Annotated in this window: 26 protein-coding genes; 10 read left to right on the forward strand and 16 right to left on the reverse strand. The window is 63.2% G+C overall.

The features are described 5' to 3' along the window. The first annotated feature begins 36 nt into the window (after positions 1-36). The 9 genes from MHM97_RS13655 to MHM97_RS13695 are packed head-to-tail and all read left to right on the forward strand — an operon-like array spanning position 37 to position 8,154. Entirely contained in the window at positions 37-1,191 is a 1,155-nt protein-coding gene (locus MHM97_RS13655) for an acyl-CoA dehydrogenase family protein (RefSeq protein WP_239322913.1), read from the forward strand. Further along, entirely contained in the window at positions 1,191-2,807 is a 1,617-nt protein-coding gene (locus tag MHM97_RS13660; protein ID WP_239323117.1) for a benzoate-CoA ligase family protein, read from the forward strand. The genes MHM97_RS13655 and MHM97_RS13660 overlap by 1 nt, the downstream gene beginning before the upstream one ends. A gap of 33 nt (positions 2,808-2,840) precedes the next feature. Next, positions 2,841-3,971, forward strand: a complete 1,131-nt coding sequence (locus tag MHM97_RS13665; protein WP_239322914.1) for an ABC transporter substrate-binding protein — start codon at positions 2,841-2,843, stop codon at positions 3,969-3,971. 57 nt (positions 3,972-4,028) lie between these two features. Then, positions 4,029-4,949, forward strand: coding sequence for a branched-chain amino acid ABC transporter permease (locus MHM97_RS13670; protein WP_065326402.1), 921 nt, complete (start codon positions 4,029-4,031; stop codon positions 4,947-4,949). Next, the gene (locus tag MHM97_RS13675) at positions 4,946-5,929 is read left to right on the forward strand and encodes a branched-chain amino acid ABC transporter permease (protein ID WP_239322916.1); all 984 of its coding nucleotides are present in this window, start codon (positions 4,946-4,948) and stop codon (positions 5,927-5,929) included. Before MHM97_RS13670 ends, MHM97_RS13675 begins: the two co-directional genes overlap by 4 nt. Beyond that, positions 5,922-6,671, forward strand: a complete 750-nt coding sequence (locus MHM97_RS13680; RefSeq protein ID WP_239322918.1) for an ABC transporter ATP-binding protein — start codon at positions 5,922-5,924, stop codon at positions 6,669-6,671. The genes MHM97_RS13675 and MHM97_RS13680 overlap by 8 nt, the downstream gene beginning before the upstream one ends. Further along, on the forward strand, positions 6,668-7,354 hold the full coding sequence (locus MHM97_RS13685; protein WP_239322920.1) for an ABC transporter ATP-binding protein: 687 nt from the start codon (positions 6,668-6,670) through the stop codon (positions 7,352-7,354). Before MHM97_RS13680 ends, MHM97_RS13685 begins: the two co-directional genes overlap by 4 nt. Positions 7,355-7,357: 3 nt before the next feature. Next, positions 7,358-7,762, forward strand: coding sequence for an acyl-CoA thioesterase (locus MHM97_RS13690; protein ID WP_239322922.1), 405 nt, complete (start codon positions 7,358-7,360; stop codon positions 7,760-7,762). Then, positions 7,759-8,154: a RidA family protein gene (locus MHM97_RS13695; RefSeq protein ID WP_239322924.1), complete on the forward strand. Its 396-nt coding sequence runs from the start codon at positions 7,759-7,761 to the stop codon at positions 8,152-8,154. The genes MHM97_RS13690 and MHM97_RS13695 overlap by 4 nt, the downstream gene beginning before the upstream one ends. An 83-nt stretch (positions 8,155-8,237) precedes the next feature. Here the strand turns inward: MHM97_RS13695 and MHM97_RS13700 are convergent, their stop codons facing one another. Next, complete coding sequence (locus MHM97_RS13700) at positions 8,238-9,236, reverse strand: NADPH:quinone reductase (protein WP_239322925.1); 999 nt, start codon at positions 9,234-9,236, stop codon at positions 8,238-8,240. Between the two features lie 213 nt (positions 9,237-9,449). Between MHM97_RS13700 and MHM97_RS13705 the strand changes: the two genes are divergently transcribed. After that, positions 9,450-11,792, forward strand: a complete 2,343-nt coding sequence (locus MHM97_RS13705; protein WP_239322927.1) for a putative bifunctional diguanylate cyclase/phosphodiesterase — start codon at positions 9,450-9,452, stop codon at positions 11,790-11,792. On the opposite strand, the gene MHM97_RS13710 is transcribed toward MHM97_RS13705, so the two are convergent. The 15 genes from MHM97_RS13710 to MHM97_RS13780 all read right to left on the reverse strand — a co-directional run bounded on the left by MHM97_RS13710 (position 11,789) and on the right by MHM97_RS13780 (position 26,081). Next, positions 11,789-12,631 (reverse strand): inositol monophosphatase family protein, encoded by an 843-nt coding sequence (locus MHM97_RS13710; RefSeq protein ID WP_239322929.1) that lies wholly within the window; start codon positions 12,629-12,631, stop codon positions 11,789-11,791. The genes MHM97_RS13705 and MHM97_RS13710 overlap by 4 nt on opposite strands. Further along, a complete protein-coding gene (locus tag MHM97_RS13715; protein ID WP_239322930.1) occupies positions 12,628-13,647 on the reverse strand; it encodes a LacI family DNA-binding transcriptional regulator in 1,020 nt (339 codons plus the stop codon). Before MHM97_RS13715 ends, MHM97_RS13710 begins: the two co-directional genes overlap by 4 nt. Beyond that, positions 13,644-15,071, reverse strand: a complete 1,428-nt coding sequence (locus tag MHM97_RS13720; RefSeq protein WP_239322932.1) for a glycerophosphodiester phosphodiesterase family protein — start codon at positions 15,069-15,071, stop codon at positions 13,644-13,646. Before MHM97_RS13720 ends, MHM97_RS13715 begins: the two co-directional genes overlap by 4 nt. After that, the gene (locus MHM97_RS13725; protein WP_239322933.1) at positions 15,068-16,066 is read right to left on the reverse strand and encodes an ABC transporter ATP-binding protein; all 999 of its coding nucleotides are present in this window, start codon (positions 16,064-16,066) and stop codon (positions 15,068-15,070) included. The genes MHM97_RS13720 and MHM97_RS13725 overlap by 4 nt, the downstream gene beginning before the upstream one ends. Continuing rightward, positions 16,066-16,887: a carbohydrate ABC transporter permease gene (locus MHM97_RS13730; RefSeq protein ID WP_239322934.1), complete on the reverse strand. Its 822-nt coding sequence runs from the start codon at positions 16,885-16,887 to the stop codon at positions 16,066-16,068. The genes MHM97_RS13725 and MHM97_RS13730 overlap by 1 nt, the downstream gene beginning before the upstream one ends. Before the next feature lie 5 nt (positions 16,888-16,892). Then, the gene (locus tag MHM97_RS13735; RefSeq protein WP_239322936.1) at positions 16,893-18,194 is read right to left on the reverse strand and encodes a carbohydrate ABC transporter permease; all 1,302 of its coding nucleotides are present in this window, start codon (positions 18,192-18,194) and stop codon (positions 16,893-16,895) included. 77 nt (positions 18,195-18,271) lie between these two features. Continuing rightward, positions 18,272-19,618 (reverse strand): ABC transporter substrate-binding protein, encoded by a 1,347-nt coding sequence (locus MHM97_RS13740; protein ID WP_239322938.1) that lies wholly within the window; start codon positions 19,616-19,618, stop codon positions 18,272-18,274. A gap of 212 nt (positions 19,619-19,830) precedes the next feature. Further along, positions 19,831-20,628, reverse strand: coding sequence for an arginine deiminase family protein (locus MHM97_RS13745; protein WP_239322939.1), 798 nt, complete (start codon positions 20,626-20,628; stop codon positions 19,831-19,833). A gap of 35 nt (positions 20,629-20,663) precedes the next feature. After that, positions 20,664-21,356, reverse strand: a complete 693-nt coding sequence (locus MHM97_RS13750; RefSeq protein WP_239322941.1) for an ABC transporter permease — start codon at positions 21,354-21,356, stop codon at positions 20,664-20,666. A gap of 12 nt (positions 21,357-21,368) precedes the next feature. Continuing rightward, entirely contained in the window at positions 21,369-22,082 is a 714-nt protein-coding gene (locus MHM97_RS13755; protein ID WP_239322943.1) for an ABC transporter permease, read from the reverse strand. Between the two features lie 73 nt (positions 22,083-22,155). Then, a complete protein-coding gene (locus tag MHM97_RS13760; RefSeq protein ID WP_239322944.1) occupies positions 22,156-22,920 on the reverse strand; it encodes a transporter substrate-binding domain-containing protein in 765 nt (254 codons plus the stop codon). A 43-nt stretch (positions 22,921-22,963) separates the two neighbouring features. After that, positions 22,964-23,746 (reverse strand): ABC transporter ATP-binding protein, encoded by a 783-nt coding sequence (locus MHM97_RS13765; protein WP_239322946.1) that lies wholly within the window; start codon positions 23,744-23,746, stop codon positions 22,964-22,966. A gap of 186 nt (positions 23,747-23,932) precedes the next feature. Then, entirely contained in the window at positions 23,933-24,718 is a 786-nt protein-coding gene (locus MHM97_RS13770; protein WP_239322948.1) for a hypothetical protein, read from the reverse strand. Next, complete coding sequence (locus tag MHM97_RS13775; RefSeq protein WP_239322949.1) at positions 24,715-25,179, reverse strand: hypothetical protein; 465 nt, start codon at positions 25,177-25,179, stop codon at positions 24,715-24,717. The genes MHM97_RS13770 and MHM97_RS13775 overlap by 4 nt, the downstream gene beginning before the upstream one ends. Continuing rightward, on the reverse strand, positions 25,176-26,081 hold the full coding sequence (locus MHM97_RS13780) for a dynamin family protein (protein WP_239322950.1): 906 nt from the start codon (positions 26,079-26,081) through the stop codon (positions 25,176-25,178). The genes MHM97_RS13775 and MHM97_RS13780 overlap by 4 nt, the downstream gene beginning before the upstream one ends. Positions 26,082-26,098 lie beyond the last annotated feature (17 nt).

Raw genomic sequence — 26,098 nt, forward strand, 5'->3', positions numbered from 1 at the left:
ATTTAACAAGAAGATGAAAACAACGGGGAAGATAACGTGGCGGACCAGAGTTTTCTGAATTGGCCCTTTTTTGACCAGGAGCACCGCGATTGGGCGGCGCAGGTCGAGGCGGTGGCGGCTGGGCTCAATGTGGATCACAGTGACACCGATGCGGCCTGTCGCAAGCTGGTGGCCGATCTTGGCGCGGCAGGTGTTTTGCGGCCCACGGGCGAGGGGGAGGGCGGCGACCGCCTTGATGTCCGCAGGCTGTGCATCGCGCGTGAGATCCTCGCCCGCCACGATGGGCTGGCGGATTTTGCCTTTGCCATGCAGGGGCTTGGCACCGGGGCGATTTCGCTGTTCGGGACCGATGCGCAAAAGGCGGCGTGGCTGCCCAAAACCCGCAGCGGTGCGGCGATTGCCGCCTTTGCGCTCACGGAGCCGCAATCGGGGTCGGATGTGGCGAACTCTACCATGACGGCGGTGCGCGATGGCGATGACTATGTCTTGAATGGCGAAAAGACCTGGATCTCCAATGGTGGGATTGCCGATGTCTACACGTTGTTTGCCCGTACCGGAGAGGCTCCGGGCGCCAAGGGACTGTCGGCCTTTATTGTGACGCCGGATCTGGACGGATTTGAGGTGGTGGAGCGGCTGGAGACCATCGCGCCGCATCCGCTGGCAACCTTGCGCTTCACCGATGTTCGTATCCCCGCAAGCGCCATGATCGGCGCGCCGGGGCAGGGGTTCCGCATCGCCATGTCGGTGCTGGATGTGTTCCGCTCCACGGTGGCGGCGGCGGCGCTGGGCTTTGCGCGCCGCGCATTGGACGAGGCTCTGGCGCGTGTCACAGAGCGTCATGTGCAAGGTGCGCCGCTCTTTGATTTGCAGATGGTGCAGGGGCATATCGCCGATATGGCGCTGGATGTGGATGCGGCGGCCCTATTGGTCTACCGCGCCGCATGGACCAAGGACAGCGGTGCTGCGCGTGTGACGCGCGAGGCGGCGATGGCCAAGCTGTTCTCGACCGAGGCGGCGCAGGTTGTGATCGACAAGGCGGTGCAGCTCTTTGGCGGTGAGGGCGTGCGCTCCGGTGCGATGGTCGAAAAACTCTATCGCGAAATCAGGGCGCTGCGCATCTATGAGGGCGCGAGCGACGTTCAGCGCGTGGTGATCGCGCGGCAGGCGATGATGGCATTGGAGGGCAAATGATGACGCTCGGAGCATCCGCACACACCGACACATTCACCCGCGACGCCTTGCCGCCTGCGGATCAGTGGCCCGATTTTATGCTTGAGGGGTTCGAGTATCCCGAGCGTCTGAACGCGGGCGTCGAACTGACCGATGCGATGGTGGAGCGCGGCTTTGGCGACCGCACCGCATTGATTGGCAACGGGCGGCAGCGCACTTACAAGGAGTTGGCCGACTGGACCAACCGGCTGGCGCATGCGCTGGTGGAGGATCTGGGCGTCAAACCGGGCAACCGCATCCTGATCCGGTCCGCCAATAATCCGGCGATGGTGGCCTGCTGGTTGGCTGCGACCAAGGCGGGCGCGGTTGTGGTCAACACCATGCCGATGCTGCGCGCCGCGGAACTGAAGAAATACGTCGAGAAGGCACAGATCCAGTTTGCCCTCTGCGATACCCGGCTGATGGAGGAGATGGAGAGCTGCGCGGCAGAGTGTGACGTGCTTGAGCGCGTCGTGGGCTTTGACGGGACTTCCAACCACGACGCCGAACTCGACAGGCTGGCGCTGGAAAAGCCGGTGCGCTTTGAGGCAGTGCAGACCGGGCGCGATGATGTGGCGCTTTTGGGGTTCACCTCCGGGTCGACCGGAGAGCCCAAGGCGACCATGCATTTCCACCGCGATCTGCTGATCATCGCGGATGGCTATGCGCGCGATGTGCTCAATGTGGTGCCTGAGGATATTTTTGTTGGATCACCGCCACTTGCCTTTACCTTCGGGCTTGGCGGGCTGGCGATCTTCCCGCTACGTTTCGGGGCAACCGCGACGCTTTTGGAACAGGCCACCCCGCCCAATATGATCGAGATCATCGAGAAATACCGCGCGACCGTGTGCTTTACCGCGCCGACCGCCTATCGGGTGATGCTTGCCGCAATGGAAGAGGGGGCGGATCTCAGCAGCCTGCGTGCCGCCGTCTCCGCCGGGGAGACCCTGCCCAAACCCGTCTATGACGATTGGATCGCCAAGACCGGCAAGCCGATGCTGGATGGGATCGGTGCGACCGAGATGTTGCATATCTTTATCTCCAACCGTTTTGACGACCACCGCCCGGCCTGTACCGGCAAACCCGTGGGGGGCTATGAGGCCAAGGTGGTCGATGACGACGGCAACACTGTGCCCGATGGCGAGGTTGGCCGCCTTGCGGTGCGCGGGCCGACCGGGTGCCGCTATCTGAACGACGACCGCCAGGCCGGGTATGTTACCGATGGCTGGAACATCACCGGCGACAGTTTTGTCCGCGACGCGGATGGCTATTTCCACTTTGCCGCGCGCAACGACGATATGATCGTCTCGGCTGGCTACAATATCGCAGGCCCCGAGGTGGAGGCGGCGCTCTTGGCGCATGACGCCGTGTCTGAATGCGCGGTGATCGGTGCCCCGGACGCGGAACGGGGCCATATCGTCGAGGCTCATATCGTTTTGAACGCAGGCGTTGTTGGCGACGCCGCGTTGACCAGGGCGCTTCAGGACCACGTGAAGGCAACAATCGCGCCCTACAAGTACCCCCGAAGCATTGTCTTTGCCCAAAGTCTGCCAAAGACGCAGACAGGCAAGATCCAACGTTTTAGGCTTCGGTCATAAGCCAACACACCAACCAGAACAGGGAGTTCGACAATGAAGAAATTTCTGATGGCCACAGCGGCCACAGCGCTCATGAGCAGCGTCGCAATGGCAGAGGTCAAGGTGGGTATGATCACCACGCTTTCGGGCGGCGGTGCGAGCCTCGGCATCGACACCCGCGACGGGTTCATGCTGGCGATGGAAAACGCCAACCGTGATGATGTCGAGGTGGTCATCGAGGATGATCAGCGCAAGCCCGACATCGCGGTGCAGCTTGCCGACAAGATGATCCAATCTGAAAAGGTCGACGTGCTGACCGGGATCGTCTGGTCGAACCTCGCCATGGCCGTGGTGCCTGCGGCCACCGCGCAGGGATTGTTCTACCTTTCGACCAACGCCGCCCCGGCTCAACTGGCGGGCAAGGGCTGCAACGCCAACTATTTCTCCGTGTCGTATCAGAACGATAACCTGCACGAAGGCGCGGGCGCTTATGCGGCGCAGGAAGGGTTCAAGAACACCTTCATCATGGCGCCGAACTATCCGGCCGGCCACGACAGCCTGACCGGGTTCAAGCGGTTCTACGAGGGCGATCTGGCGGGTGAGGTCTACACCAAGCTGGGGCAGACGGATTACGCGGCTGAAATCGCGCAGATCCGCGCGTCTGGCGCCGACAGCGTGTTCTTCTTCCTGCCCGGCGGCATGGGGATTTCCTTCCTGAAGCAATATGCCGACAGCGGCGTCGATCTGCCCGTGGTCGGCCCGGCCTTCAGCTTTGATCAGGGTATCCTGCAAGCGGTGGGCGAGGCGGCGGTTGGGGTCAAGAACTCCTCCACATGGTCCAAGGATCTGGACAATGAGGCCAACGCGGCCTTTGTCGCGGCCTTCCAGCAGAAATACGACCGCCTGCCGTCGATCTACGCGGCGCAGGGCTATGACACTGCAAATCTGCTGTTGTCGGCCATCGACAAGGCGGATGTGAATGATGACGCGGCCTTTGCTGCGGCCCTCAAGGAGGCGGATTTTGCCTCTGTGCGGGGGGAATTCTCCTTTGCCGCCAACAATCACCCGATCCAGAACGTCTATGTGCGTGAGGTCATCAAGGAAGGTGACGTCTTTACCAACAAGATCGTCGGCACCGCTCTTGAGGATCATGCAAACGCCTATGTGGACGCGTGCAAGATGTAAGTGAGGCGCGCCCGGCCTGCAGGACCTGCGGGCCGGGACACACCTGAAAGAAGACATATGTCCACGATACTTATCATCGAGCAGGTGCTGAACGGGCTGCAATCCGGCGTCATGCTCTTTCTCATGGCGGCGGGGCTGACGCTGATCTTTGGCGTCATGGGGCTTATCAACCTCGCCCATGGCTCGCTCTATATGGTTGGGGCCTTCGCGGCGGCGGCTGTGGCGGGTGTCACCGGGTCGTTTGTGCTGGCACTGATCGCGGCCCTTGCGGCAGCGGCTCTTGCGGGGGCTGTGATCGAGGTCGCGGTGATCCGCAGGCTTTATGACAGTGACCATCTCGATCAGGTCCTGGCGACCTTTGCGCTCATTCTGATCTTTTCCGAGGGCACACGCTGGGTCTTTGGCTCTTTTCCGCTGTTTCTGGACATTCCCGATGCCTTGTCGGGGCCGGTGACCTTGCCCGGCGGGATCCAGTATCCTTTGTATCGTTTGGCGCTGATTGGCGTGGGGCTGCTGGTGGCGTTTGGCCTGTGGCTCTTGATTGAGCGCACACGTATCGGCATCCAGATCCGCGCAGGCGAAAACGACCGCGAGATGATTGCGGCGCTGGGCGTCGATATCTCGAAACTCTACACGCTGGTCTTTGCGCTGGGGGCGGCTCTGGCCGGTCTCGCGGGCGCATTGGTGGGCGCAATCCAGTCGGTGCAGGTGGGCATGGGCGAGCCGGTGCTGATCCTTGCCTTCGTGGTGATCGTCATCGGTGGAATCGGGTCGATCAAGGGCGCGTTTATCGGCGCATTGCTGGTGGGGCTTACGGACACATTGGTTGGGATCTTCCTGCCCGAAGTGCTCAAGCTCTTTATGGACGCAGCCCCTGCCACCTCTGCCGGATCGTCGATCGCCTCGATGTCGATCTATATCCTGATGAGCCTTGTGTTGATCTGGCGTCCCTCTGGCCTGTTCGGAGCACGCGCATGAGCCGAGAAACACTCTTTAACGCAGCCCTGCTGCTGGGTCTGATTGCCGTGCCTGCATGGGCGGTGATGACGGACGAACCGTTTACGATCACACTGGCGACCCGTGCGGTGATCCTTGCCCTTGCGGCGGCGGGGCTGAACATCGCGCTGGGCATCGGCGGTCTGGTCAGCCTTGGCCACGCCGTATTCTTTGGGATTGGCGGCTATGCCATGGGCATCCTTGCCCATCACGCCCAAAGCTACACCCCGCTGATGGAGTGGCCGTTCCTGATTGAGGGCACCAAGTTCATGCCGGTGATCTGGCTTCTGGCCATTGTCGTCTCGGCGCTGGCGGCATTGGTCATCGGCATCCTGAGCCTGCGCACCACCGGGGCCTATTTCATCATGATCACGCTCGCCTTTGGTCAGATGTTTTACTACTTCGCCATCTCGTGGAGCACCTATGGCGGCGAAGACGGCATGTCGATCTATGTCCGCAACGATTTTCCGGGTCTCAACACATTGGCGCCGATCCAGTTCTACGGGTTGTGTCTTGCGATCCTCGTGGTGGTGCTGATCTTTACCGCGCGCCTGCGTCGCGCGCCCTTTGGTCTGGCTCTGAACGCGGCGCGTCAGGTGCCTGCGCGGGTTGAGGCCGTGGGCATGGACCCGATGCGTCTGAAACTGGTGGCCTTTGTGATTTCCGGTGTCATCACTGGCCTTGCGGGCGCGCTCTTTGCCGATCTCAACCGTTTTGTCAGCCCGACGATGTTCAGCTGGCAGTTCTCGGGCGAGATCATGATCCTTGTGATCCTCGGCGGGGTAGGGCGGCTGTTTGGGCCTGTTGTGGGGGCTGTGACCTTCGTGGCGTTGGAACATTTCCTCGGCGGGATCACCGAGTTCTGGCATATCTTCCTCGGGCTGATCCTTCTGGCGGTCGTGCTCTTTGCGCGCGGTGGCATCACCGGGCTGGTGGCCGGCAAGGAGGCGACCCATGACTGAGACCATTCTTGCAACTCACGGCATCAGCAAATCCTTTGGCGCGCTGAAGGCCAGCAACGATATCTCGATTGATCTGCGCCCCGGCGAAATCCACGCCATCATCGGCCCCAATGGGGCGGGCAAATCCACGCTGATCGGCCAGATCTGTGGCTCGCTTGCGCCGGATGCAGGTCGTGTCGAGCTGATGGGCCAGGATGTGACCAGCCTCAGCACCGACCAGCGGGCGCGGGCCGGTCTGGGGCGGACCTTTCAGATCTCGGCGCTGGCGATGGAAGACACGGTGCTGGAGAACGCCACCCTCGGCGCCATGGGTGCCAGCGGTCGGCCGTGGCGGTTCTGGTCGGCGGCCCTTGGTGACAGGTCGTTGCGTGCCCGTGCCGAAGCGGCACTGGAACGGGTTGGCCTTGCCGACCACAAGACCAAGCGCTGCGCCGACCTCAGCCATGGACAGCGCCGCCAGCTGGAGGTTGCTGTGGCGCTCACGCTGGAGCCCAAGGCTTTTGTGATGGATGAACCCATGGCGGGCCTTGGTGCAGAAGGGTCGAAAAACCTCACCGGGTTCCTCGATAGTCTGCGCCAGGAGGCTCCGATCCTTTTGGTGGAACATGACATGGATGCGGTCTTTGCGCTCGCGGACCGGATCAGCGTGCTGGTCTACGGAGAGGTCATCGCCACCGGCAGCGTCGATCAGATCCGTAGCGACCCGCGCGTGCGCGAAGCCTATCTGGGAGAAAGCGCATGAGTCTTTTGTCGGTCAAATCCCTCACCGCATCCTATGGTGTCAGTCAGGCGCTGTTTGGTGTCGACCTTGATATCAATCCGGGCGAGGTGGTGGCGCTTATGGGCCGCAACGGCATGGGCAAATCCACCACCGTCAAGGCGATCTGCCGCATGATCACCGCAGGCGGCACGCTGGAGTTTGCAGGCCAGAACCTGCACGCGCTGCCAAGTCACAAGGCCGCGCGTCTGGGCCTTGGCCTGGTGCCAGAAGGGCGGCGCTGTTTTCGCGATCTTACGGTGGCGGAGAACCTTCTTGCCACCAGCCGCCCCGGTGATTGGGACATGGGCCGCGTCACGCAACTGTTCCCGCGTCTGGGCGAACGTCACAGTCAGCTTTCGGCGTCGCTCTCGGGCGGTGAGCAGCAGATGCTGGCGATCGGCCGCGCCCTGATGACCAACCCGCGCCTGCTCATTCTGGATGAGGCGACAGAGGGGCTTGCGCCCATCATCCGTCAGGAAATCTGGGCGGCGATCAACCGGCTGAAACAGGACACCGATATGGCGATCCTGGTGATCGACAAGACTTTGGCGGAACTGGAACAGGTCTGTGATCGTGCGGTGGTGTTGGAGCGCGGCAAGACCGTCTGGAGCGGGGCCATGGCGGCTCTGACCCCAGAGATTTCAGAGCGTTACGTGGGGGTCTGAGCCGTGTATGAGATGCCACAGAAAGTGCTGTTCAAACATTGCGACCCGGCGGGGATTGTCTTTTTCCCGCGCTATTTCGAGATGATGAACGATTGCGTCGAGGGCTGGTTTGCCGATGTTCTGGGCTGGCCGTTTGAGGACATGCACCACACTGCGGGCGTGCCCACGGCAAACATCCAGACGCGGTTTTCCGCCCCCAGCCGCCACGGTGACCACCTGATGCTGCGCCTTGTGGTCACGCGGATCGGGAAGTCCTCGCTTGCCTATGAAATGACCGCACATTGCGGCGAGGAGCTGCGCTTTTCCACCGAAACAACCCTGGTGCATATCAATGCCGAGGGGCGCTCCGCCCCCTGGCCCGCACCGATCCGAACAAAAATTGAGAACGAGATGAAAGGGCAGACATGACCCATCAAACCATTCACCCCGAAGGTTGGGCTCCGGCCAAAGGCTATGCCAATGGCATGCTGACCCATGATGGCGTGCTGCATATTGGCGGCCAGATCGGCTGGGACGAGAACAAGGAATTTGTTTCGGATGATTTCGTCGGCCAGATGCGACAGGCGTTGAAAAACATCGCCGCCATTGTCGAGGCGGCCGGGGGCAAGCCCGCTGATGTGACGCGCCTGACGTGGTTCGTGACCGACAAACAGGAATACCTCGCCCATCAGGCCGAAGTGGGCGCGGCCTACCGCGAGGTGTTTGGCAAGCATTTCCCGGCCATGTCGATGCTGATCGTCGCAGGGCTGGTGGAGGATCGCGCGCTGGTCGAGATCGAGGCGACTGCGCATATCACCTGACCCGTTGCCCGGAACAACGGACCCAGACAATCTGTAAAGGGCCCCGTGTTGCCGGGGCCCTTTCTGTTGCGTGCAGGGCGGTCTCAGAAACGCAAGATTGCGTTGCCCATCAGGCTGCCAGCCTCCACGGTCTCATGGGCGACGGCGACGTCCTCCAGCGCGAATGTCCTGTCGATCCGCGGGGTCAATTGACCAGAAGACAGCAGCGCATTGATGTCGGCAATCGCCTCGGCCTTGGCGGCGTCGCTCATGGAATACACAAACACCGGCTGCAACTGGATGTTGCGGAAGGCCAGCGGGTAGAACGGCAGCGCCGGTGTCAGATCGGAGGCCGAGGCATAGGCGCCGACGGAGCCGTTCAGCGTCAGGATCTGCGGATAGATGTCGACATGTGCGGCAATGTCCACATCAACCACATGATCTATTCCCCCGGTTCCGACAACATCCAGCAGTTGGTCGACAAGCGGCGCGCTTTTGTAGTTCAGCACGTCGTCGGCACCGGCGTCTCTGGCAATCTCCGCCTTGGCGTCGCCGGACACGGTCGCGACAACCCGCGCGCCTTTGGCCTTGGCGATCTGGATGGCGCTGTGACCGACGGCACCGGCGCCTCCGGTGACCAGCACCGTCTTGCCCGCAACGGGGCCGGCCCAGAGCAGGGCGCGATGCGCCGTCATCGCCGGAACCCCGAGACAGGCACCGGCGTCAAAGCTCGCCGGCTCCGGCAGTTCGACCGCAAGATGCGCGGGCACAATGGCATATTCCGCAGCGGTTCCCAACGGACCCTGACCCAGCCCATCCGCAGAGCGGTTCACATTGTAGAGCCACACCCGCTGGCCGACGCGCGCGGGGCCGACGCCTTCGCCCACCGCCTCGATGACGCCGGCGCCATCATTGTGGATCAGCACCTGATCGGCGATCATCGGCCCCTGCGCGCCGGAGCGCAGTTTCACATCCGAAGGGTTCACGCCGGAGGTCCGCATTGCGACCAGAACCTCGCCCGCGCCCGGCGATGGGGTCCCCACCTGCTTGAGGGTCAAAGTGTCCCGGGCTGTGCCGCGTGCCGTATTGAAGACCGCTTTCATGCTCGCTCCTTGTGTTTTTCTCTGAACGTATGGATGTGCGCATGAGCCCCGAAATCGCCCCGGAACGCAAGGGGCAGTCGGGCACAGGTCCTTGGGGTGCAATGTCGTGTTAACCATGCGGGGCGGTGCCGCGGCTGGATTAGGCATTGAGCAAGTATATCTGCCTAGGGTCGATCCGATGTGGAATTCGAGTACCCTTCGGGAGATCTGGTCATGAGGTTGGGACAAACGCTGGCCCTGTTTGCGCTCATTCTGGCGCTGCTGACCGGTATGTCATTCCTTGGCTATCGCTATCTGACCTTGGCCAGCGAATACCGGGCCCGCAACATGATCCACCTCAGCCTCGTGCATGACGCGATGGACATCCTGGCCGCGAACCCGGTGATCCGCCCGGAGGCGGCCCGGCAAATCAAGGTGCTGGCCGAACGCGCCGACGCGCAGGCCCATTGGTGCATCGACAATCTGTCCATGGTCGAACGCAAGGGGTTTGAGCTTCTGGGGGCCAGCGCAGCGCTGGATCTGTGCCATCAGGGGATCGAGGAATCCCACAAGATGACCGCGCTTCTCGACCAGCTGCTGCAGGAGGATGCGATCCATCAGAGCGGGGCGGACAGCCCGTTTGCGCGCAACCTGCAACTCCTCGCCTCGGTGGAGCGGTTGGAGCGGCTGAGCCACGCGTTCCACCCGCACGTCAATATGATCGAGGATCGGCTTGTCCGAATTGTCGAAGGCGGCACGGCGGTCATAAGCCTCTGCCTGGCGCTGTTTTTCGTGGGGCTGTCGCGACAGATGATCCGCTCCTGGCAGACGCAGGCGCAGCAGACCCGTGACCTCAACCGAATGACACAGCGGGTCGCGGCGGCCATGGGGGCGTCGGGCGATGGGTTTGCCATCTTCGACGATGAAAACAGGCTGGTGACCTGCAACGATACCTATCGGGAACTGAGCCATGCCCACCCCGAGGAGGTGAAGCCGGGCATGTCGTTGGGGGAGATTCTCGTCGGCGCCGTTCATGCCGGCCATTACGCGCTGCATGGGGCGACACCAGAAGATTTCGCCGCCTCCTACAATCTTCGAATCGAAAGCCGGGATTTCCGCGCCGAGACCCAGCTGGAGCTCGCCGGGGATCGCCATATCATCGCTCGGGTGAACGAGACCGACTTTGGCGACAAGGTGGTGACACGCAGCGAAATCACCCAACTGGTACGCAATGAACGTCAGCAGCGCGAAGCCGCCGAAGCGCTGAAGGAAGCCAAGGATCGGATCGAGCAGCAATCCCTGCGCGATCCGCTGACAAAACTGGCCAACCGTCGCCATCTGGATCAGGAACTGGCCCGGCGTCTGTCGCATGAAACGGTCACGCTGGTTCGCATCGATCTTGATCGTTTCAAGAAGATCAATGACATCCTGGGTCATGAGGCTGGCGACTTCGTGCTGTGCCATGTGGCGGATGTCCTGCGCAAACACACCAAATCGGGCGATCTGCCCGCGCGGGTGGGGGGCGATGAATATGTCATCCTCTGTCAGGCGGGCACCACCCTGCGGCAGGCAGAGGTACTGGCAAAACGCGTATTGGCAGAGGTGCTGCAACCGGTCTCCTGGGGCAACAAGCGCTGCAACTTCGGGGCCAGCTTTGGTGTGGCCTGTGGCGAGGCCGGCGCCATGAGCGCCAGCGAGTTGCTGAGCAATGCCGACGCGGCGCTGTACCGAGCCAAGGCGTCGGGGCGCGCGACGGTCGAGGTCTTCACCTCGGAAATGCGTCAGGAAGCCCAGGCCGAACGTGCGCTTGCCGATCAGTTGCAGGAGGCGCTGGAGCGTGGTGAAATCGTACCTTTCTACCACACCCAGCACGACGCCCGCACCTGGCATCTGGCCGGGCTGGAGGTGCTCGCCCGCTGGGATCACCCCAGTCTCGGGGTGCTGCCGCCCTCGCGCTTTCTCGGTCTTGCCAAGCAGCTGGGGCTGGAGGCAGAGATCGACGGGCAGATCTTTGAAGCGGCGGTCCAGCAGGTCACAGCACTGCGCGACATGGATATTCACGTGCCCCGCGTCGCCTTCAACGTCAGCGCGCCCCGGATCATGGAGCCGGGGTTTCTCGATACCGTACAGAGCAGAATCCCCAAGAACCGGGATCAGTTTGCCTTTGAAATCCTGGAATCGATCTCCTGCGAAGAGGGCGATGATGCGCTGATTTTCTGCATCGACACGCTGAAGGATATGGGATTTCAGATCGACATGGATGATTTTGGTTCGGGACATGCCTCTATCAACGGGGTGCTGAACATCGAACCGCATGCGATCAAGATCGATCGCAATATTATCTTCCCCCTGGGTAAGAGCGAACGCGCGGAGCGGATGGTGGCCTCGGTGGTTGACCTTGCTCATACGCTGGATGTGAAGATCATCGCCGAGGGGGTTGATACGCTCGACAAGGCAAAACTGTTGCGCCAGATCGGCTGCGACACCCTGCAAGGCTTCTATTTCTCCAAGCCGCGCAGCTTTGCCGACCTCAAGCTGAACCTCCTGGGAGTCGACCAGGATCGCAGCGTGATCTAGCCCTCTGAGGGAAGATCACCGCCCTGATCGGGATGACGCCGGGCCGTATCTGACGCCGGGGGCGGTGGCTGCAACCGGTCGAGGATCTCTGGCGCGAGGTCGCCGCTGCTCGCCAGCACCGCGCCACCTGCGCGCAGGAACTGGGGCAGGGCGGGTCTCGAGACCTGCCCACCCGCGGTTTCCACCAACAGCAGGCCCGCCATAGCGTCCCAAGGGTTGAGATGCCCCTCGAAATAGAAATCCGCCCAGCCGGCCGCCACCGCCAGCAAACCGAAACAGGCCGCGCCTTGGCGACGGTACTCGTAGCCTGCGGGCAGCAGGCCCGAGATGGTGCGCAGATGATCCTCCAGCAACAACCGGTCTGAATGGCCGAGGATGGCCAGCTTCCCGGCGCTCTCGGGGCGGTTCGACAGGTCAAGCGCGATCCCGTCCAGGTAGGCCCCTTCCGCGCGGCTGCACCAGCCGAGGCGGTTCAGGTCCGGCAGGTAAATGACCCCAAGCTCGATGTGTTCGGCGCTCATGCAGGCGATGGATACGCCCCATTCCGGCAATCCGCGCAGGAAGTTCGTGGTGCCGTCTATCGGATCGACGACCCAGGTGAACCGCCCACGGGTGCGTGATCCGCCCTCCTCACCCAGAAAACCGTCTTCAGGATAGGCCGCAGCAAGGCGGCGGTGCAGGAGGTATTCGACGGCGGTATCGGCTTCGGTCACAAAGTCCTGCGGCCCTTTTGCCGAAACAAAATCGCCAGATTGCCGGGACCGCATCTGGCGTGCCAATTGCCCCGCCTCCTGCGCGATATCGATCGCCAAGGCCAGTCGCGCTGCGATTTCGGTCATCCTGCGGTCTTTCGCGTGGTGCCGCGCCAGACCGGTGAAATCGGAATGGTGGCGGTTTCAAACGGACGGGTGGCGTCTTCGATCCGGGCTTGCATCAGCTCCACGGCCAGCACCGCCGCCGCGCCTGCGTCCTGCTTGATCGTGGTCAGGTTGTTGCCCAGCCAGCCCGCCTGCTCGATATCATCGTAGCCGAGTATTTGAAGATCCTGCGGGATCTGGCGACCATAGGTCACACGCATGCCGTCAAGGCACCCCAGCGCCAGCAGGTCGGTGGTGCAGAACACCGCATCGATGCTGTCGTCCTGCGCCGCAAGCAGATCCGCAGCCTCAAGCCCGTCGACATAGTTCTGCCGGTGCGGTGTGATCATTGTCACCGGCAACTCGGCGGCTTGGCAACAGGCGGCAAAGGCGCGGGCGCGTCCGGTCACGGTATAGGTCTGCTCGCGCGGCGCCAGCACCGCAAAACGCGTGCCTCCGGCGGCGCGCAGCATGTCAAAGGCCATCTGGCCGGACGCTTCGATATCCAGCTGCACGCGGTCGGCCTGTACATCGCCCACATCGCGATTGACCAGCACTACCGGCACGGCAAGGCGTTTGCATTCGTCAATGATCCCGGCCGGCGGCGAGTCGGAGGTGACGATCATCCCGGCAACATTGTAGTTCAACAGCCGGTCGATCAGCCCCGACAGCGCCACGTCCCCTTCGGCCACGATCAGGATCGGGCAATAGCCCTTGTTCAGCAGGTCGCGGGCCGCGATCTTCACCTGAAGGGCGCGATAAGGCGTGTCGAGCCGCGAAGCGACGATACCGACAAGCCCGGAGTTCTGGTCGTGCAGGCTCCGTGCGAGATAGTTCACACGATATCCGAGTTCCTGCGCCGCCTTGATGACCCGTTCACGGGTCTCCTCGGACACGCGTCCCTTGCCCGACAGCGCCCGCGACACCGCCGAGCGGTGCACATTCGCCAGGCGCGCCACGTCAAAGGATGTCGGTTTTTTCTGTTTCTTTTCAGTCATGTCTCACGCCGCGCCCGCAGGTGATCGCGGAACAGGAAAGGAAAGTGCAGGTTCACCAGGTCGGGCCCGGCGGTCAGGAGCTTGTCAAAAACCGCCGTGTCACGTCCCATATAGGCGATCATGGGCCGGACACCCGCCGTACGGCAACGGCTGAATTCGGAGAAGTCCTCCTCCACCGTGAATTCGAGGATACTGGGCCGGAGCGTTGCCAGCGCAGTCTCAAGATCGGGCAGGTCCTGACGGCGGATCATGATGTGCGCTTCGGGCGCTGCGGCGCGCAAGGCTGCAAGGCGCTGGTAGTCAAACGACCAGAAAAAACACCGCTCCATCATGCCCTTGGCCCGCACCGCGGCCAGCACGGCATCGGGGTCGGCCTGTTTCAACTCGACGTATAGCTTGCCGCCGTGGGTGCGGGTGACATCCAGAATGTCGTCAAGGTCGGGAACTTTGGTGCCGGTAAAGTGCGGCGAATACCACGCCCCCGCATCCCGTTTTGCGCAGTCCGCGACGGTGGACCAGGCCACCCTGCCGCACCCATCGGTGGTGCGGTCGAAACTGTCGTCATGGATCACCGCAAGCGTGCCGTCGCGCAGCGTGTGCACGTCGAGCTCGACCATGTCGAACCCCGCACCAAAGGCACAGATCGCGCCCTCGACCGTGTTTTCCGGCGCAAATTCGGTGGCGCCACGGTGGCAGACGATCTCGATCTGCGCATCATCGCGGGCGGAGAAGGGATGCACCATTTCGGGGCGGTCGGAACAGATGCCCAGCACCGGCAGATGCCGCAACTCGGCCATGCGCTGGGGATCTTCCTCGTGCCAGAGCACCACTTTCTGCCCGAGTTGCGCAGCCTTGGCAAAGAACGCAGGCGTCAACAGATCCTGCGGTCGATCCAGACTCTCCCAGCAGAGGTGGATGATCTCGGCGCCGCGCGCGTGCTCAAAGGGGTCGACACCCACCGGCACCAATGCGGCGCGGGGGTAGGGGCATTGTGCAGCATCCAGAGCGGCGATGGCCTCGGGGTCAAAGGTGCCGAGGATCGCGCGGGTGATGCCCTGAGCCTGCAACATCTCCATCACCGGCAGGGCGGCGTCGACGTCTTTGATGTCGGCGTAGACACCGGCATCATGCTCCAACGCCAGCGACAGGATGCTCGCGAGGGCCACGGCGGACACGCCTTGGGCAGCTGCCGCGGCGCCGAGCTGGTCGAAGGTCAGCTCCGCGATGGCGCGGCCATCGGGCAGGGCGGCATCGTGACAGGAAACAAGTGTGCCGCAGGCGGCGCGGCGAATGTCGACCTCCCAGAAATCGGCGCCCAGACAGGCGGCTTTTTCATAGGCCTCGATGGAGCAATCCGGCGCATAGGCCGAGGCCCCGCGATGGGCGATGACATAGGGACGGGCGGGGGAGAGCCAGTGCGTCATAGCCTCCTCCCGTCCTGATCGAACCGCAGCAATTTGTCCTGTGCCACGCCCCACTGCACTGTCGCCCCGGGGCGGATGCCCGACCCGGCGGGCTGAATGGAGCGCAAGACCTCTCCATTTGTCAGCGAGACATCAAAGAGATCTTCGCGGCCCTGGGTTTCGACAAAGGTGACGCGACCGGACAGGGCGCTGCCGAACTGCGGGCCAAACCCCTCGGGCCGGATGCCGTAGCGCGCCACCCGGGCCTCGCTCTGTCCCAGCCCCGCGCCAGACACAAAGGAGATCGGCGGATTGCCGAGGAAGCTGGCGACAAAGTCGTTCTCGGGCCTTTCATACATGCTGGTCGGCGTATCATATTGCACGATGCGCCCGCCATTCATCAGCGCGATGCGGTCGCACATCGACATCGCCTCCACCTGATCGTGGGTGACGAGGATCGCGGTCAGGCCGGTCTCCTGTTGCAGGCGGCGGATTTCGGATCGCATCTCCAGCCGCAGCTTGGCATCAAGGTTGGCAAGCGGTTCGTCTAGAAGCAGAAAATCCGGCTGCCGCACCAGCGCACGGGCCAGCGCCACCCGCTGCTGTTGCCCGCCGGACAGTTGCGCCGGGCGCCGTTCCAGCAGCGCCTCGATATGGACCAGTTCGGCATATCTGCGCACCATCGCCTCGCGGTCGGTCCGGTTCATCTTCTGCACCTTCAGCGGAAAGGCGATGTTTTCCGCCACCGTCATATGCGGATAAAGCGCGTAGTTCTGGAACACCACGCCCACATTGCGCGACTGGCTTGGCAGATGGGCGACATCCTTGCCGCCGAACATCAGCTGTCCTTGGTCAATGCGATGGATGCCGCAGATGGCGAATAGCGTTGTCGACTTGCCGCAGCCAGAGGGGCCCAGCAGCGCGATCATCTCGCCGGAGCTGACCGAGAGCGACATGTCTTCGATCACCGTGGTGTCGCCAAAACGCTTGGTGAAGTTGATCAGGTCAAGTTGCATCAGCCCTTGGTGCCTCCGCCATAGATGTTCATGAGGTGTTTCTGGAACAGCAGGTAGATCACCACGACGGGGGCCGCGTAGAACAGGCCCACTGCCTTGAACAGATTGAAGTCCGCCTTGGTGTCATCGAGGATCAGGGAGCTGAGATAGGTGGACAGCACCCGCGCGTCCGATCCTGGGGCCAGCACCTGCGGCAGGATGTATTCCGACCAGCCGGAGAGGAAGGAGAACAGGATCAGCGCCATCAGGCCGGGCCGCACCTGCGGCAACACCAGATGCCACCAGACAGTGGCGCGGCTGGCACCGTCCTGCACGCCGGCCATCTCGATCTCCCAAGGGACGGTGTCGTAGAACCCTTTCATGATCCAGATGCCGAGCGGCAGCTCCAGCGCGGTCTTGACCACGATGACACCGATCAGCGTGTCATAGAGACCGAGCATTTGCAGGATCAGGAAGATTGCGATGATCAGGGTGATGGTTGGAAAGGCATGCAACACGATCAGCCCGGCCAGAAAGAAGCCCCGCGCCGGAAAGTTCAACCGCGACAGCGCATAGCCCGCGGTAAGCGACACCGTGGTCACAACCAGCGCCGAAGTGGTGGCAAAGACAAAGGTATTGCCGGTCGCCACCCAGATGCTGCCGCGTGCTTCGGCCACCGGCTCCCACAGGAAGCGGAAATGCTCCAGCGTGAAGCGTGTGGGCACCAAGGAGCCGGGAGCGGTATCGCTGAAGGCGTCGATTACCGCATAGCCGCACATGATCAACAGCGGCAGCGACACCACCGACAGCAGCAGGAGGACGGGCCAGTTCTTGGAGGACATATCTTTCACCCCTCGATCAGCGGCTTGGTGATCAGCCGTTTGAAGTTGAACAGGCGGAAGTAGATCAGGCTGGCGGCAATACCGATCACCACGAGCACCAATGCGAAGGCCGCGCCGAGGCCATACTCCAGATTGCCGCCATAGTTGTTGAGGGCGGTGTGATAGGCGGCCAGAGACCAGACCTCGGTCGCGCGTCCGGGTCCGCCATCGGTGGCCAGCAGGATGTATTCAAAGGAGGTCAGAAGCGACAGCGTCTGGTAGCAGGTGATGAACAGGATCGGCCAGGCCAGCTGCGGCAGGATGATCCAGCGTACTTGTTGCCAGCGGCTCGCCCCGTCCACTTCGGAGGCATGCAGCATGGATGTGGGAATGGCGCGGATGGCGGAGGAAAAGATGATCATCCCCATCGACGCGCCGACAAAGCCGTTGATCAGCACCACCACCGTCCAGGCGTGGTAGGAGGTGTCGAGCATCCAGTTCTTCGGGCTGATGCCGAAATACCCGGTGACGGTGGCCAGAAAGCCTGTGTCCCAGGTGAACCAGCGCCACATCAGCACGTAGAGCACGGGCGGCAGGATGCGCGGCAGGAACCAGATGGCCCGGAAGGCAGCCCCCTGTCCCTTGGGCAGGTAGAAGGTGGTGATTGCGAGGAACAGCCCGAAGCCCACGTTGAAGGCCAGCGTCAGCGTCACATACAGTGTGGTATTGGCCGCGTAGCGCAGGGTGGAGGGCAGGGCGAACAGCAGCTCCACGTTTTTGGTGGTCCAGACCCAGCCGGTATAGGCGGCCGTGGTGATCTGCTCCGCATAAGCGGTTCTTGTGCCTGTTTCAGACAAGGCTGCACGAAAGGCAGCTTCGGTGGCAAAGCGTTCATTCAGGATCGAGCGTTTGAACAGCTCTGCGGCCTCTTTCCGGTCGCGGGTTCGGCGGATGCGATTGTCGAGCAGGTCCTTCAACGCCCGTTCCATGTCGCGCCGGTCGGAAAACTCCGCTGCGCCATGCAGCTGTTCCAGTTCCTGCGCGGTGGCGGGGGTGGTCGCTTCGGCCAGGGCGGCAAGCCCGGCCGCATCCACGCGGTAGCCGCCAGCCTCCAGTTTCGCCAGCACCTCCTGCGGCAGGCCCTCGTTTTGCAGCCTGCGCAGGCTGGCACTGTTCAAAAGATACTCGCCGCCGGTCACGCCCGTGGCGGTGGACATATTGGTGAAGGCAAAGAACCCGGTCAGCACGACCGGCAGCAGAAAGAACAGCGTCACCATGACCAGGGCGGGGCTCAGAAAGGCGAGGCCCAGCCAGTTTACGTTGCGCATGACAGATCCGAGACGTTGGGGGGAAAGGTGGGAAGGCGGCGCACCGCCCTCCCGATCTTCTTGGGGGAAGATAACCCTCAGCGGACGATCAGTTCGTCACCAAGCTTTGCGGTCAGTTCCGCCTCGACCGCGGCCACGGCCTCGGCGGGGGTCTGAACACCGGTCCAGGCAGCTTCGAGCCCTTTCCACATGGTTTCGGCAAAGACGCCGTATTGCAGGTGGTTCGGCTGCGCATTGGCGGTGCCGAGCAGGCGTTCGGTTGCTTCGTCGGCCCAGCGGTCGCCGGAATAGAGTTCGACATTGGACTGTTGCCTGCTGATGCCAAGATGCGCAGATTTGATCGCGTGCAGGGAATTCAGGCGTGGTTCGGAGGCGATCTTCACCAGCTGCGCGGCCACGTCTTCGACCATGTCATCCTGTTGGTCGGTCAGCAGATAGACCAGCGGTTGGGTGATGGTATTGGCACGGCCCTTGTCGTTGCCCGCCGGGATCAGCGAGAACTGGATGGTGCCGAAGAAATCATCGTTGCCTTCCTTACCGGTGTAGCGGGCATAGTGCCAGGTGCCGCCGTGCCACAATGCGGCCTTGCCGTTGGCGACCTCACTGTACCACTGGCTCCAGTCGGTGCCGATGTGGTTCTTGCGGGTCACGCCTGCCTCCACGGCATCGACAAAGAACTGGTACATCTCTTCCATCGCGGCCTTGTCGAGCACCAGCTTGCCGGTTTCGGGATCTTGCAACTGACCGCCAAACGACTGGTAGAACTGCGCATAGTCGGGGCCGTTCGACACCCGCGGATAAAACCCGTAGCCCTCTTCGACGAGGCCCATGTCGACGGCCTTTTGGGCATCGGCCAGCACGTCCTGCAGGGTGTATTCACCGGCGGCCACCTTGGCGGGCAGGGCGTCGATGTCGGCATCGGAATAGCCGATACCCTTCATCGCGTCCTTCCAGAAGAAGAACGGACGGCTCTCGGCGTCCTGCGGCAGGCCCCACTGGATGCCATCATAAGAGGCGATCTCCAGCAGGTTCGGGTAGATGTCATTGAGCGGCCAGGCATCCAGATCGAGGTAATCCTCGACCGGCACGATATAGCCGGCCTGCGACCAGGGCGCGATATCGAGGTGGGACGTGACCACGATCGCCGGCGCGGTGCCGGCCTCGGCCGCCAGCGTCACCGCCTGTTTGAATTCGTCCCAGCCGCCAAAGTCGCGTTTTGCCTCGACGGTGATGTTCAGCTCCTCGCCCAGGATCGCATATTCACGTTCCAGCAGGTCGGCTGCGAGCTCGATGGCTTCCCAGCGGTAGCTGTCAGCGTCGTTGGAGCCTCCAGCCCAGACATTGATGGTAATATCCTCGGCGAGGGCAGCTGTGCCGCAGGCGACAAGGGCGGTGGTGGCGAAGACGGCGCGCAAGTTGGACATGGTCGGTTCCCCGTGGTTTTGGCCAATGATCGAAGCAGTCGGCACATGATGCTCGTGATGTGAGCACACGTGTGCACATCTCGATGCAGGATCTAGGCGATTCGTGTTTCACTTTTTTGACGACGGATCGCGACAGGGCAGGGGGCGGCCGCAAAAACGCCCCGGATGCGGCATTCGGGGCGTGTGTGATGTTTCAGGGAAAATGTTCGAAATCAGGTGTTTGGAGAGAACCTCAGCGACAGGCAGGACATGCCGCCGTCCAGTTTTGCGGCCTCGGAATTTCCGATTTCGCGGAGGTTGTAACCGGCCTCCACCAGGCGGTCGCGGGTCTTGGGGAAGCCTGCGGGCATCAGCACCAGGTCGTTGAAGCGGATGGTGTTGGCCGCGGCCTCCTCGCCCTCTGCGGTGAGAATAACCTTGTAGCCGTCAAAGCACCCCGAGGCCGCCAGACGCTCTGTCGCGAGCACGGTCTCACCGTCGAGGAGCGAGCAATCGGTCTTGAAGTGCAAGACGCCTTCCGGGGTGATGACCTCGCGCACGCTGTAGCCCCAATCGGCCACCAGCTGGCGCAACTCTTCGATGCCGGCGGCATTGGTGCGGGCCGAGCGTCCCACCAGGATTTCCGTTTCCGTGGTCAGGATGTCGCCGCCCTCGATGTAGCTGTCCGCACCGGAGATCTCCCGCACCTCGGCGTAGAGCCTGCGCAGATGCGGTGCCATTTCGGCGGCCTCCCCCAGCCGCGAAGGGGCCCCGGGGCGCATCACAATGGCCCCTTCCTGCAAACACAGTGCGGTATCCTCGACAAAGACCGCATCGGGGTAGGCCTCCAGCGCGTCAAGCACCAGAACCTCGGCCCCGGTCTCCTTCAGCGCCAGCACGTAGTCGGCGTGATGGCTGGCAAACAGCTCAAGATCCGGCGTGCCGGTGTCGACCGCGCGCAGGCCGTCGGTGATGCTGGCGCTGGGTTTGCGCGAAATCGCGTGGGTGAAGCGGAAGGAACGGTCCGTCATGGGGGTAGTCCTTGGTCATTGAATAGAAATACAGATCAGGCGGTGCGGCGGGGCATCCGGCGCTCCATCAGGCGAAAGGCGATCACCAGCACGAAGGTCAGACAGAGGTAGATCGCTGCCACGAACAGCAGCGGTTCATAGATGCGATAGGTTTCCTGGCGCACGATGGTGCCGACGCCATAAACCTCGAACACGGTGATGGTGGCGGCCAGAGGCGTGGCCTTCAGGGTCAGGATGAATTCCCCCGCAAGGGTGGGAAAGACGTTCTGCAAGGCCCGCGGCAACCAGATCCGGCGCAGCACGGTGAAGGGCGACATGCCCATGGCGCGCGCGGCCTCCAGCTCGCCCCGCGGCACGCCGCGGAACGCGCCCCGCATGACCTCGCCCTCGTAGCCCGCCACGCTCAGCGAGAACGCAAAGACCGCATAGGGAAAGGCCTCGCGCAGCAGGGGCCAGATCATCGTGTCGCGAATGCCGGGGATAAAGGGAAACAGCGATCCCAGCCCGTAGTAGATCAGCCAGAGCTGGATCAGCAGCGGCGTGCCCCGGATCACGGTGCAGAACGCCCGCGCCGCCCAGGCCAGCGGCCAGGGTCCGGTGACCTGCACCAATCCAATCGGGATCGCCAGCGCCATGCCAAAAAAGATCGACAGCCCAAGAAGTTGCAGGGTGAGCCAGAGCCCTTCGGCGAAACGGGGGGCATATTCGGCCAGCCAATACCATTCCATTCTATGTGCCCCCTATGTCTGTACCGGCTGGCCGCGCCGCAGGCGTCGTTCCAGCAGGGTGAAACCGAGGGTGGAGACCAGCGTCAGCGCCAGATAAAGCGCGCCCGCCACCATGTAGAACATGAAATACTCCCGCGTGGCCCCGGCCGCCTGTTTGGTTTCCAGCGCCAGTTCGCTGAAGCCGACAACGGCCAGCAGCGCGGTGTCCTTGGTGGTGATCAGCCACAGGTTCGACAGCCCCGGCAGCGCATAGGGCAGCATGATCGGCAAGGTGATGCGGCGCAGCACGGTGAAGGGGCGCAGACCCATGGCACGCCCGGCCTCCACCTGCCCATGCGGCACCGCCTGAAACGCGCCGCGAAAGACTTCGGTGGAATAGGCGCCCTGGACCAGACCGATCACGTAGATCCCGGCCCACAGGCCATTGATGTCGGTGCGCTCCATCCCGAGGCTCTCGCGCAGCACATTGAGGAGATCCGTTCCCGCGTAATAGAGCAGCAGGATCAGCACCAGTTCCGGAATGGCGCGGATCACCGTGGTGTAGATTTCCAGACCCCAGCGCAGCACCGGCCCGCCGTGCAGCTTGCCCAGGGCGCCAAACAGCCCGATCAGCAGGCCAAGCGCATAGGCGCCGACAGCGATCTGGATGGTGCGAAACAGGCCCATGAGGAGATTGCCTCCCCAGCCGGGCGGGCTGAGGGCGAGGAGGTCGAATGCGCTATCCATCGGGGATGTGGGTCTTTCCTGAAACAAAGGTGCCGGGCGACCTCAGCGGGTCGCCCGGCCAGTCGGGCGGGGATCAGCCGCCGTAGATGTCGAAGTTGAAGTATTTGTCCGAGATCGCATCATAGGTGCCATCTTCGCGGATCTGCTGGATCGCCGCGTTCATCTTCTCGCGCAGCTCGGTATCGCCCTTGCGGATGCCGCCGCCCACGCCGGGGCCGAAGATCGCCACGTCATTCAGCTCCGCCTTCACTTCGTAATCCTGGCCCGCGTCGCTGTTGAGGAAGTCCTGGAACGCCAGGCTGTCGCCCACAACCGCGTCGATACGGCCCGCAACCAGATCCTGGTTGTGTTCGTCAAAGGTGTTGTAGGTCTTGACCTCGGCGGTGTCGGCAAAATGCGCATCGACATAGTTCGCATGCGTGGTGGAGACCTGAACGCCGACATAGCGGCCATCGAGGCTGGCCGGATCGCCGGTCATCTCCATCGATTTCGGGCCCACCAGAACGGCGGGCGTGTTGTAGTATTTGTCCGAGAAATCAATGGTCTTCATGCGTTCTTCGGTGATCGACATGGACGCGGTGATGACGTCGATCTTTTCCGACAGCAGCGCCGGGATGATGCCATCCCAGGCGATCGGCACGATCTCGCAGTCTTCTTCCATCGCGGTGCAGAGCGCATTCACGATCTCGATTTCCCAGCCTTTCCAGCTGCCATCGGCGGCCTTTTCGGCAAAGGGCGGATAGGGTTCGGCGGCGATGCCGATCTTGACCTCGGCGTTGGCGATGCCGGCGGTCATCGCGAGGGCGGCCGCGGCGGTGAAGGTGCTGAGTGTTTTCATTTTTCTGAACTCCCTGTTTGGTGGTTTGTTATGGATTGACGGGTCAGTGGACCGAGGCGACGAAGGCGCGGCAGCGGTCGCTGACCGGGGCGCCAAAGACCTGCTCGGGCGGGCCTTCTTCCTCGATCTGGCCCTGATGCAGATAGAGCACCTTGCTCGACACATCCCGGGCAAAGCGCATTTCATGGGTGACCAGCAACATGGTGCGGCCCTCGTCGGCCAGCTCGCGAATGACCTTGAGCACCTCGCCCACCAGTTCCGGGTCCAGCGCCGAGGTCGGCTCGTCAAACAGCATCACCCGCGGATCCATGGCCAGCGCGCGAGCAATGGCCACCCGCTGTTGCTGCCCGCCCGAGAGATAGGCCGGATAGGCGTCGCGTTTTTCCCACAGGCCAACCCGGGCCAGATGCGCCTCGGCACGCTCCGTCGCCTCGGCGCGGGACAGCCCGAGGATCTGCACCGGCCCCTCGATCACGTTCTGCAACACGGTCATGTGCTGCCAGAGGTTGAAGGACTGGAACACCATGCCCAGCCGGGCGCGAAACCCTTCCAACTGGCGTCGATCGCGCGGCATCAGACCCGCGCGGCCGGGCTTCAGGCTCAGTTCCTCACCGCCGAGGAAAATCTGACCGCTCGACGGTGTCTCCAGCATGTTGATGCAACGGAGGAAGGTGCTCTTGCCGGACCCGCTCGAGCCGATCAGGGACACCACATCGCCATCTTGTGCCGTTACACCCACCCCCCGCAGCACATGCGCCGTGCCAAAATACTTGTGCAGCGCGCGCACTTCGATGGCGGGGGGATTGGGCGGTGTGGCATCGGGCATCGGCTGGGTCCGTGGTTGTCTTCGTTGGCGCTAGCCTAGGTGTGATCGCGCCCGAAGGTCAACTCTGTTGCACGGTTGTGCAGTCATTAAATTTCTGGATCGCGCAACGGTTGTATCCGTGCCTGCGGCATCGGCAGAAACAGCGCGTGGTCATTGATGCCGCCAACGCGGACCGGTGCAGTCCCCTCAGGCGATTGCGTGTTGCCAGGTCTGTGCCAGAGCGCGGGCCTGCTCTGCTGGCAGTACCAGCGCAAGGTCCAGGCCTTCGATGCGGGCCAGCGCCAGCTGTAGATCCGGGCTCAGTGGCAGGAGATGCAGGCGCGGTGTCCTGCGGCATAATGCCGGTCCGGGCGCGTTCAGAGGCTGGTCCTGACGCAGCTGTGCAAGTGCCGCGTCCAGCATTGGCGCAAAGGCCGAGTCCGGGGGGGACCGTTCCATCCCGCGCGTATCGGTGTGATAGGCGCAGGCCGCCAAAGCCTGCGTGCGCGCCGCCGTCAGCACGTCCTGCACGGAGGCCGGGGCACATGCGGCAAGCGCGGCGCGCAGCATCGGGGCCTTGCATGCTGCGGCATGGGGGCGGACGGCGGCGGCACGTCGCGTCAACTCAACCCTGGCGTTTGCAGACAGCCGGGCGCTGATCTCCAAGAGGGTTCGGGCAAAATCCGTCGCAGCCGTTTCGGGGCTGTCGCCGCCACTGCCAGCACCGTCAGGCGCGTCGGGCCGGGGCAGGGTGCAGCCCTGCCAGCACAAGCGCATCAGGGCGCGCTGTGCGACGTGGAACTCCGCCACCTGCCCGTCGGTGATCCGGAGGCTCAGGACACGGGGCAGGACAATCTCGTCGATCTCCTGTAGCAGCCGCTCCATCAGGTCTGTCGGGGCCGCGGGCAGGGGCGCGGTTGCCAGCAGCCGCAACCGACGGGCCAGCGGGGTATTGGGGGACGGTGCCGTGGGTGCCTGTGCGGCCTGTTTCATATCGTGCCCATGCCCGGGTCCGATAGCACCGCCAGCAGCAGCGCCTGCGCCTCAGGCAGCACCCTATCCGCGGTTTGCACGGTGTCGCAAAGCAGGAGCAGCGCATCCTGTGGCGCTTGCGGTGACCTCAGGAACAGGCGCACGCCGCGGTCGTCAATAAGGCGGACCTGCTCCACGTCAGGGCCGTCGTCCGCCCCCCCGCCAAAACCCGGCGGACAGCAGGCCAGCGCCGTTGCACGCAGGGCAAAGGCGGCATGGGCGTCGGCGCTCAACTGGTCCAGCAGCTCTTGCCGCACGGCCGGGCTGGCCACATGGCGCAAGACCAGGCTGGCCTCGAGATCGCAGTAGGCGACCACCCGGCATCCGGAAACCCGGCGTTGCACGGCCGAGAGCGCCTGTTCGACGGGGCGAGCGGGGGTATCTGGGTCGCTGCCGGATGAGGGGGAAATCACTTGCGTCACTTGACCCGGCGCTCCTGCCGACCGCGGCGCGGACGCGGCGTGGCGTGCTGCGTTTCACTGCGCACGCGGCGCGGCAGCACCCGCACGGTTCCTTCCGCTGCCGTGTCCTCCTCCGCCGGTGTCACCCCCGCAGAAACCGCGCGAACCGGTCGCAGCCGGGGGCGCTGCAAGTCGGGCACGGGCGCCAACTGGGCGATCGTGTCGTCACAGAGGGGGGGCGACGCGGTGGCGGTCTCCCAGTTCAGCAGCATGTCGATGAGGTGTTCGACAAATTGGTCCGCACCGCTGGTTTTCCAGGCTTCCACATCCTCGCCCGCGGCCAGCGCCTGTGGCAGGGCGATGGGGAAGATGGCGCCAAAACCGCCGTCGGTTTCCCGCTCCAGCCGCCGCAGGACCCGCGCCCGATCCCGCTCCGAGGTGAGCTTGTCGAAATGCGTCACCATCAGCGTGCCGGGCATTTTCAGCTGCGGCGACAGGATCGACCAGAAGGCCGCCTCGCTCTGGCGCCAGGCCTGAGTCGCCGAGGTGCACCAGATGACGCTGTCGACCTCGGGCAGCACCGTTTGCCAGACCTCTGCCGGCATGTTTGGATCGGAAATCCCCGGCATGTCGATCAGGTCGCACAGCTCCAGCGCTTCTGACGGCAACTGCAGGTCGATCCGGCGCGCCTGCGCCAGCGGCACGCGGTCCAGCGCCGCCGGTGCTATGTCCTGAACCGTGCCGTCGGCCATCTGGACCTGCGCCTGCTCCGGCCCGTGGGAAATCCACACCGGCGGCAGCCGGGTTGCGGTGACTTTGACCGGCAGCGGGCGGCTGCCCAGCAACAGATTGGTGAGCGTGCTTTTACCGGCACTGAATTCGCCCATCAGGGCGATCCGGGGCTTTTGGGAGGGATCTGGCATGAGGTGGGTCTCCGGGA

Source organism: Epibacterium sp. Ofav1-8, assembly GCF_022348185.1.
Taxonomy (GTDB): Bacteria; Pseudomonadota; Alphaproteobacteria; order Rhodobacterales; family Rhodobacteraceae; genus Epibacterium.

Excerpts from the sequence above, each read along its gene's own strand:
- MHM97_RS13680 (WP_239322918.1), top strand. The coding sequence starts at position 5,922 with ATGACTGAGACCATTCTTGCAACTCACGGCATCAGCAAATCCTTTGGC.
- MHM97_RS13780 (WP_239322950.1), bottom strand. The coding sequence starts at position 26,081 with ATGCCAGATCCCTCCCAAAAGCCCCGGATCGCCCTGATGGGCGAATTC.
- MHM97_RS13720 (WP_239322932.1), bottom strand. The coding sequence starts at position 15,071 with ATGACGCACTGGCTCTCCCCCGCCCGTCCCTATGTCATCGCCCATCGC.
- MHM97_RS13710 (WP_239322929.1), bottom strand. The coding sequence starts at position 12,631 with ATGACCGAAATCGCAGCGCGACTGGCCTTGGCGATCGATATCGCGCAG.
- MHM97_RS13660 (WP_239323117.1), top strand. The coding sequence starts at position 1,191 with ATGACGCTCGGAGCATCCGCACACACCGACACATTCACCCGCGACGCC.
- MHM97_RS13740 (WP_239322938.1), bottom strand. The coding sequence starts at position 19,618 with ATGTCCAACTTGCGCGCCGTCTTCGCCACCACCGCCCTTGTCGCCTGC.
- MHM97_RS13685 (WP_239322920.1), top strand. The coding sequence starts at position 6,668 with ATGAGTCTTTTGTCGGTCAAATCCCTCACCGCATCCTATGGTGTCAGT.
- MHM97_RS13735 (WP_239322936.1), bottom strand. The coding sequence starts at position 18,194 with ATGCGCAACGTAAACTGGCTGGGCCTCGCCTTTCTGAGCCCCGCCCTG.
- MHM97_RS13670 (WP_065326402.1), top strand. The coding sequence starts at position 4,029 with ATGTCCACGATACTTATCATCGAGCAGGTGCTGAACGGGCTGCAATCC.
- MHM97_RS13715 (WP_239322930.1), bottom strand. The coding sequence starts at position 13,647 with ATGACTGAAAAGAAACAGAAAAAACCGACATCCTTTGACGTGGCGCGC.
- MHM97_RS13665 (WP_239322914.1), top strand. The coding sequence starts at position 2,841 with ATGAAGAAATTTCTGATGGCCACAGCGGCCACAGCGCTCATGAGCAGC.
- MHM97_RS13725 (WP_239322933.1), bottom strand. The coding sequence starts at position 16,066 with ATGCAACTTGACCTGATCAACTTCACCAAGCGTTTTGGCGACACCACG.
- MHM97_RS13770 (WP_239322948.1), bottom strand. The coding sequence starts at position 24,718 with ATGAAACAGGCCGCACAGGCACCCACGGCACCGTCCCCCAATACCCCG.
- MHM97_RS13745 (WP_239322939.1), bottom strand. The coding sequence starts at position 20,628 with ATGACGGACCGTTCCTTCCGCTTCACCCACGCGATTTCGCGCAAACCC.
- MHM97_RS13700 (WP_239322925.1), bottom strand. The coding sequence starts at position 9,236 with ATGAAAGCGGTCTTCAATACGGCACGCGGCACAGCCCGGGACACTTTG.
- MHM97_RS13730 (WP_239322934.1), bottom strand. The coding sequence starts at position 16,887 with ATGTCCTCCAAGAACTGGCCCGTCCTCCTGCTGCTGTCGGTGGTGTCG.
- MHM97_RS13755 (WP_239322943.1), bottom strand. The coding sequence starts at position 22,082 with ATGGATAGCGCATTCGACCTCCTCGCCCTCAGCCCGCCCGGCTGGGGA.
- MHM97_RS13705 (WP_239322927.1), top strand. The coding sequence starts at position 9,450 with ATGAGGTTGGGACAAACGCTGGCCCTGTTTGCGCTCATTCTGGCGCTG.
- MHM97_RS13675 (WP_239322916.1), top strand. The coding sequence starts at position 4,946 with ATGAGCCGAGAAACACTCTTTAACGCAGCCCTGCTGCTGGGTCTGATT.
- MHM97_RS13695 (WP_239322924.1), top strand. The coding sequence starts at position 7,759 with ATGACCCATCAAACCATTCACCCCGAAGGTTGGGCTCCGGCCAAAGGC.
- MHM97_RS13750 (WP_239322941.1), bottom strand. The coding sequence starts at position 21,356 with ATGGAATGGTATTGGCTGGCCGAATATGCCCCCCGTTTCGCCGAAGGG.
- MHM97_RS13760 (WP_239322944.1), bottom strand. The coding sequence starts at position 22,920 with ATGAAAACACTCAGCACCTTCACCGCCGCGGCCGCCCTCGCGATGACC.
- MHM97_RS13765 (WP_239322946.1), bottom strand. The coding sequence starts at position 23,746 with ATGCCCGATGCCACACCGCCCAATCCCCCCGCCATCGAAGTGCGCGCG.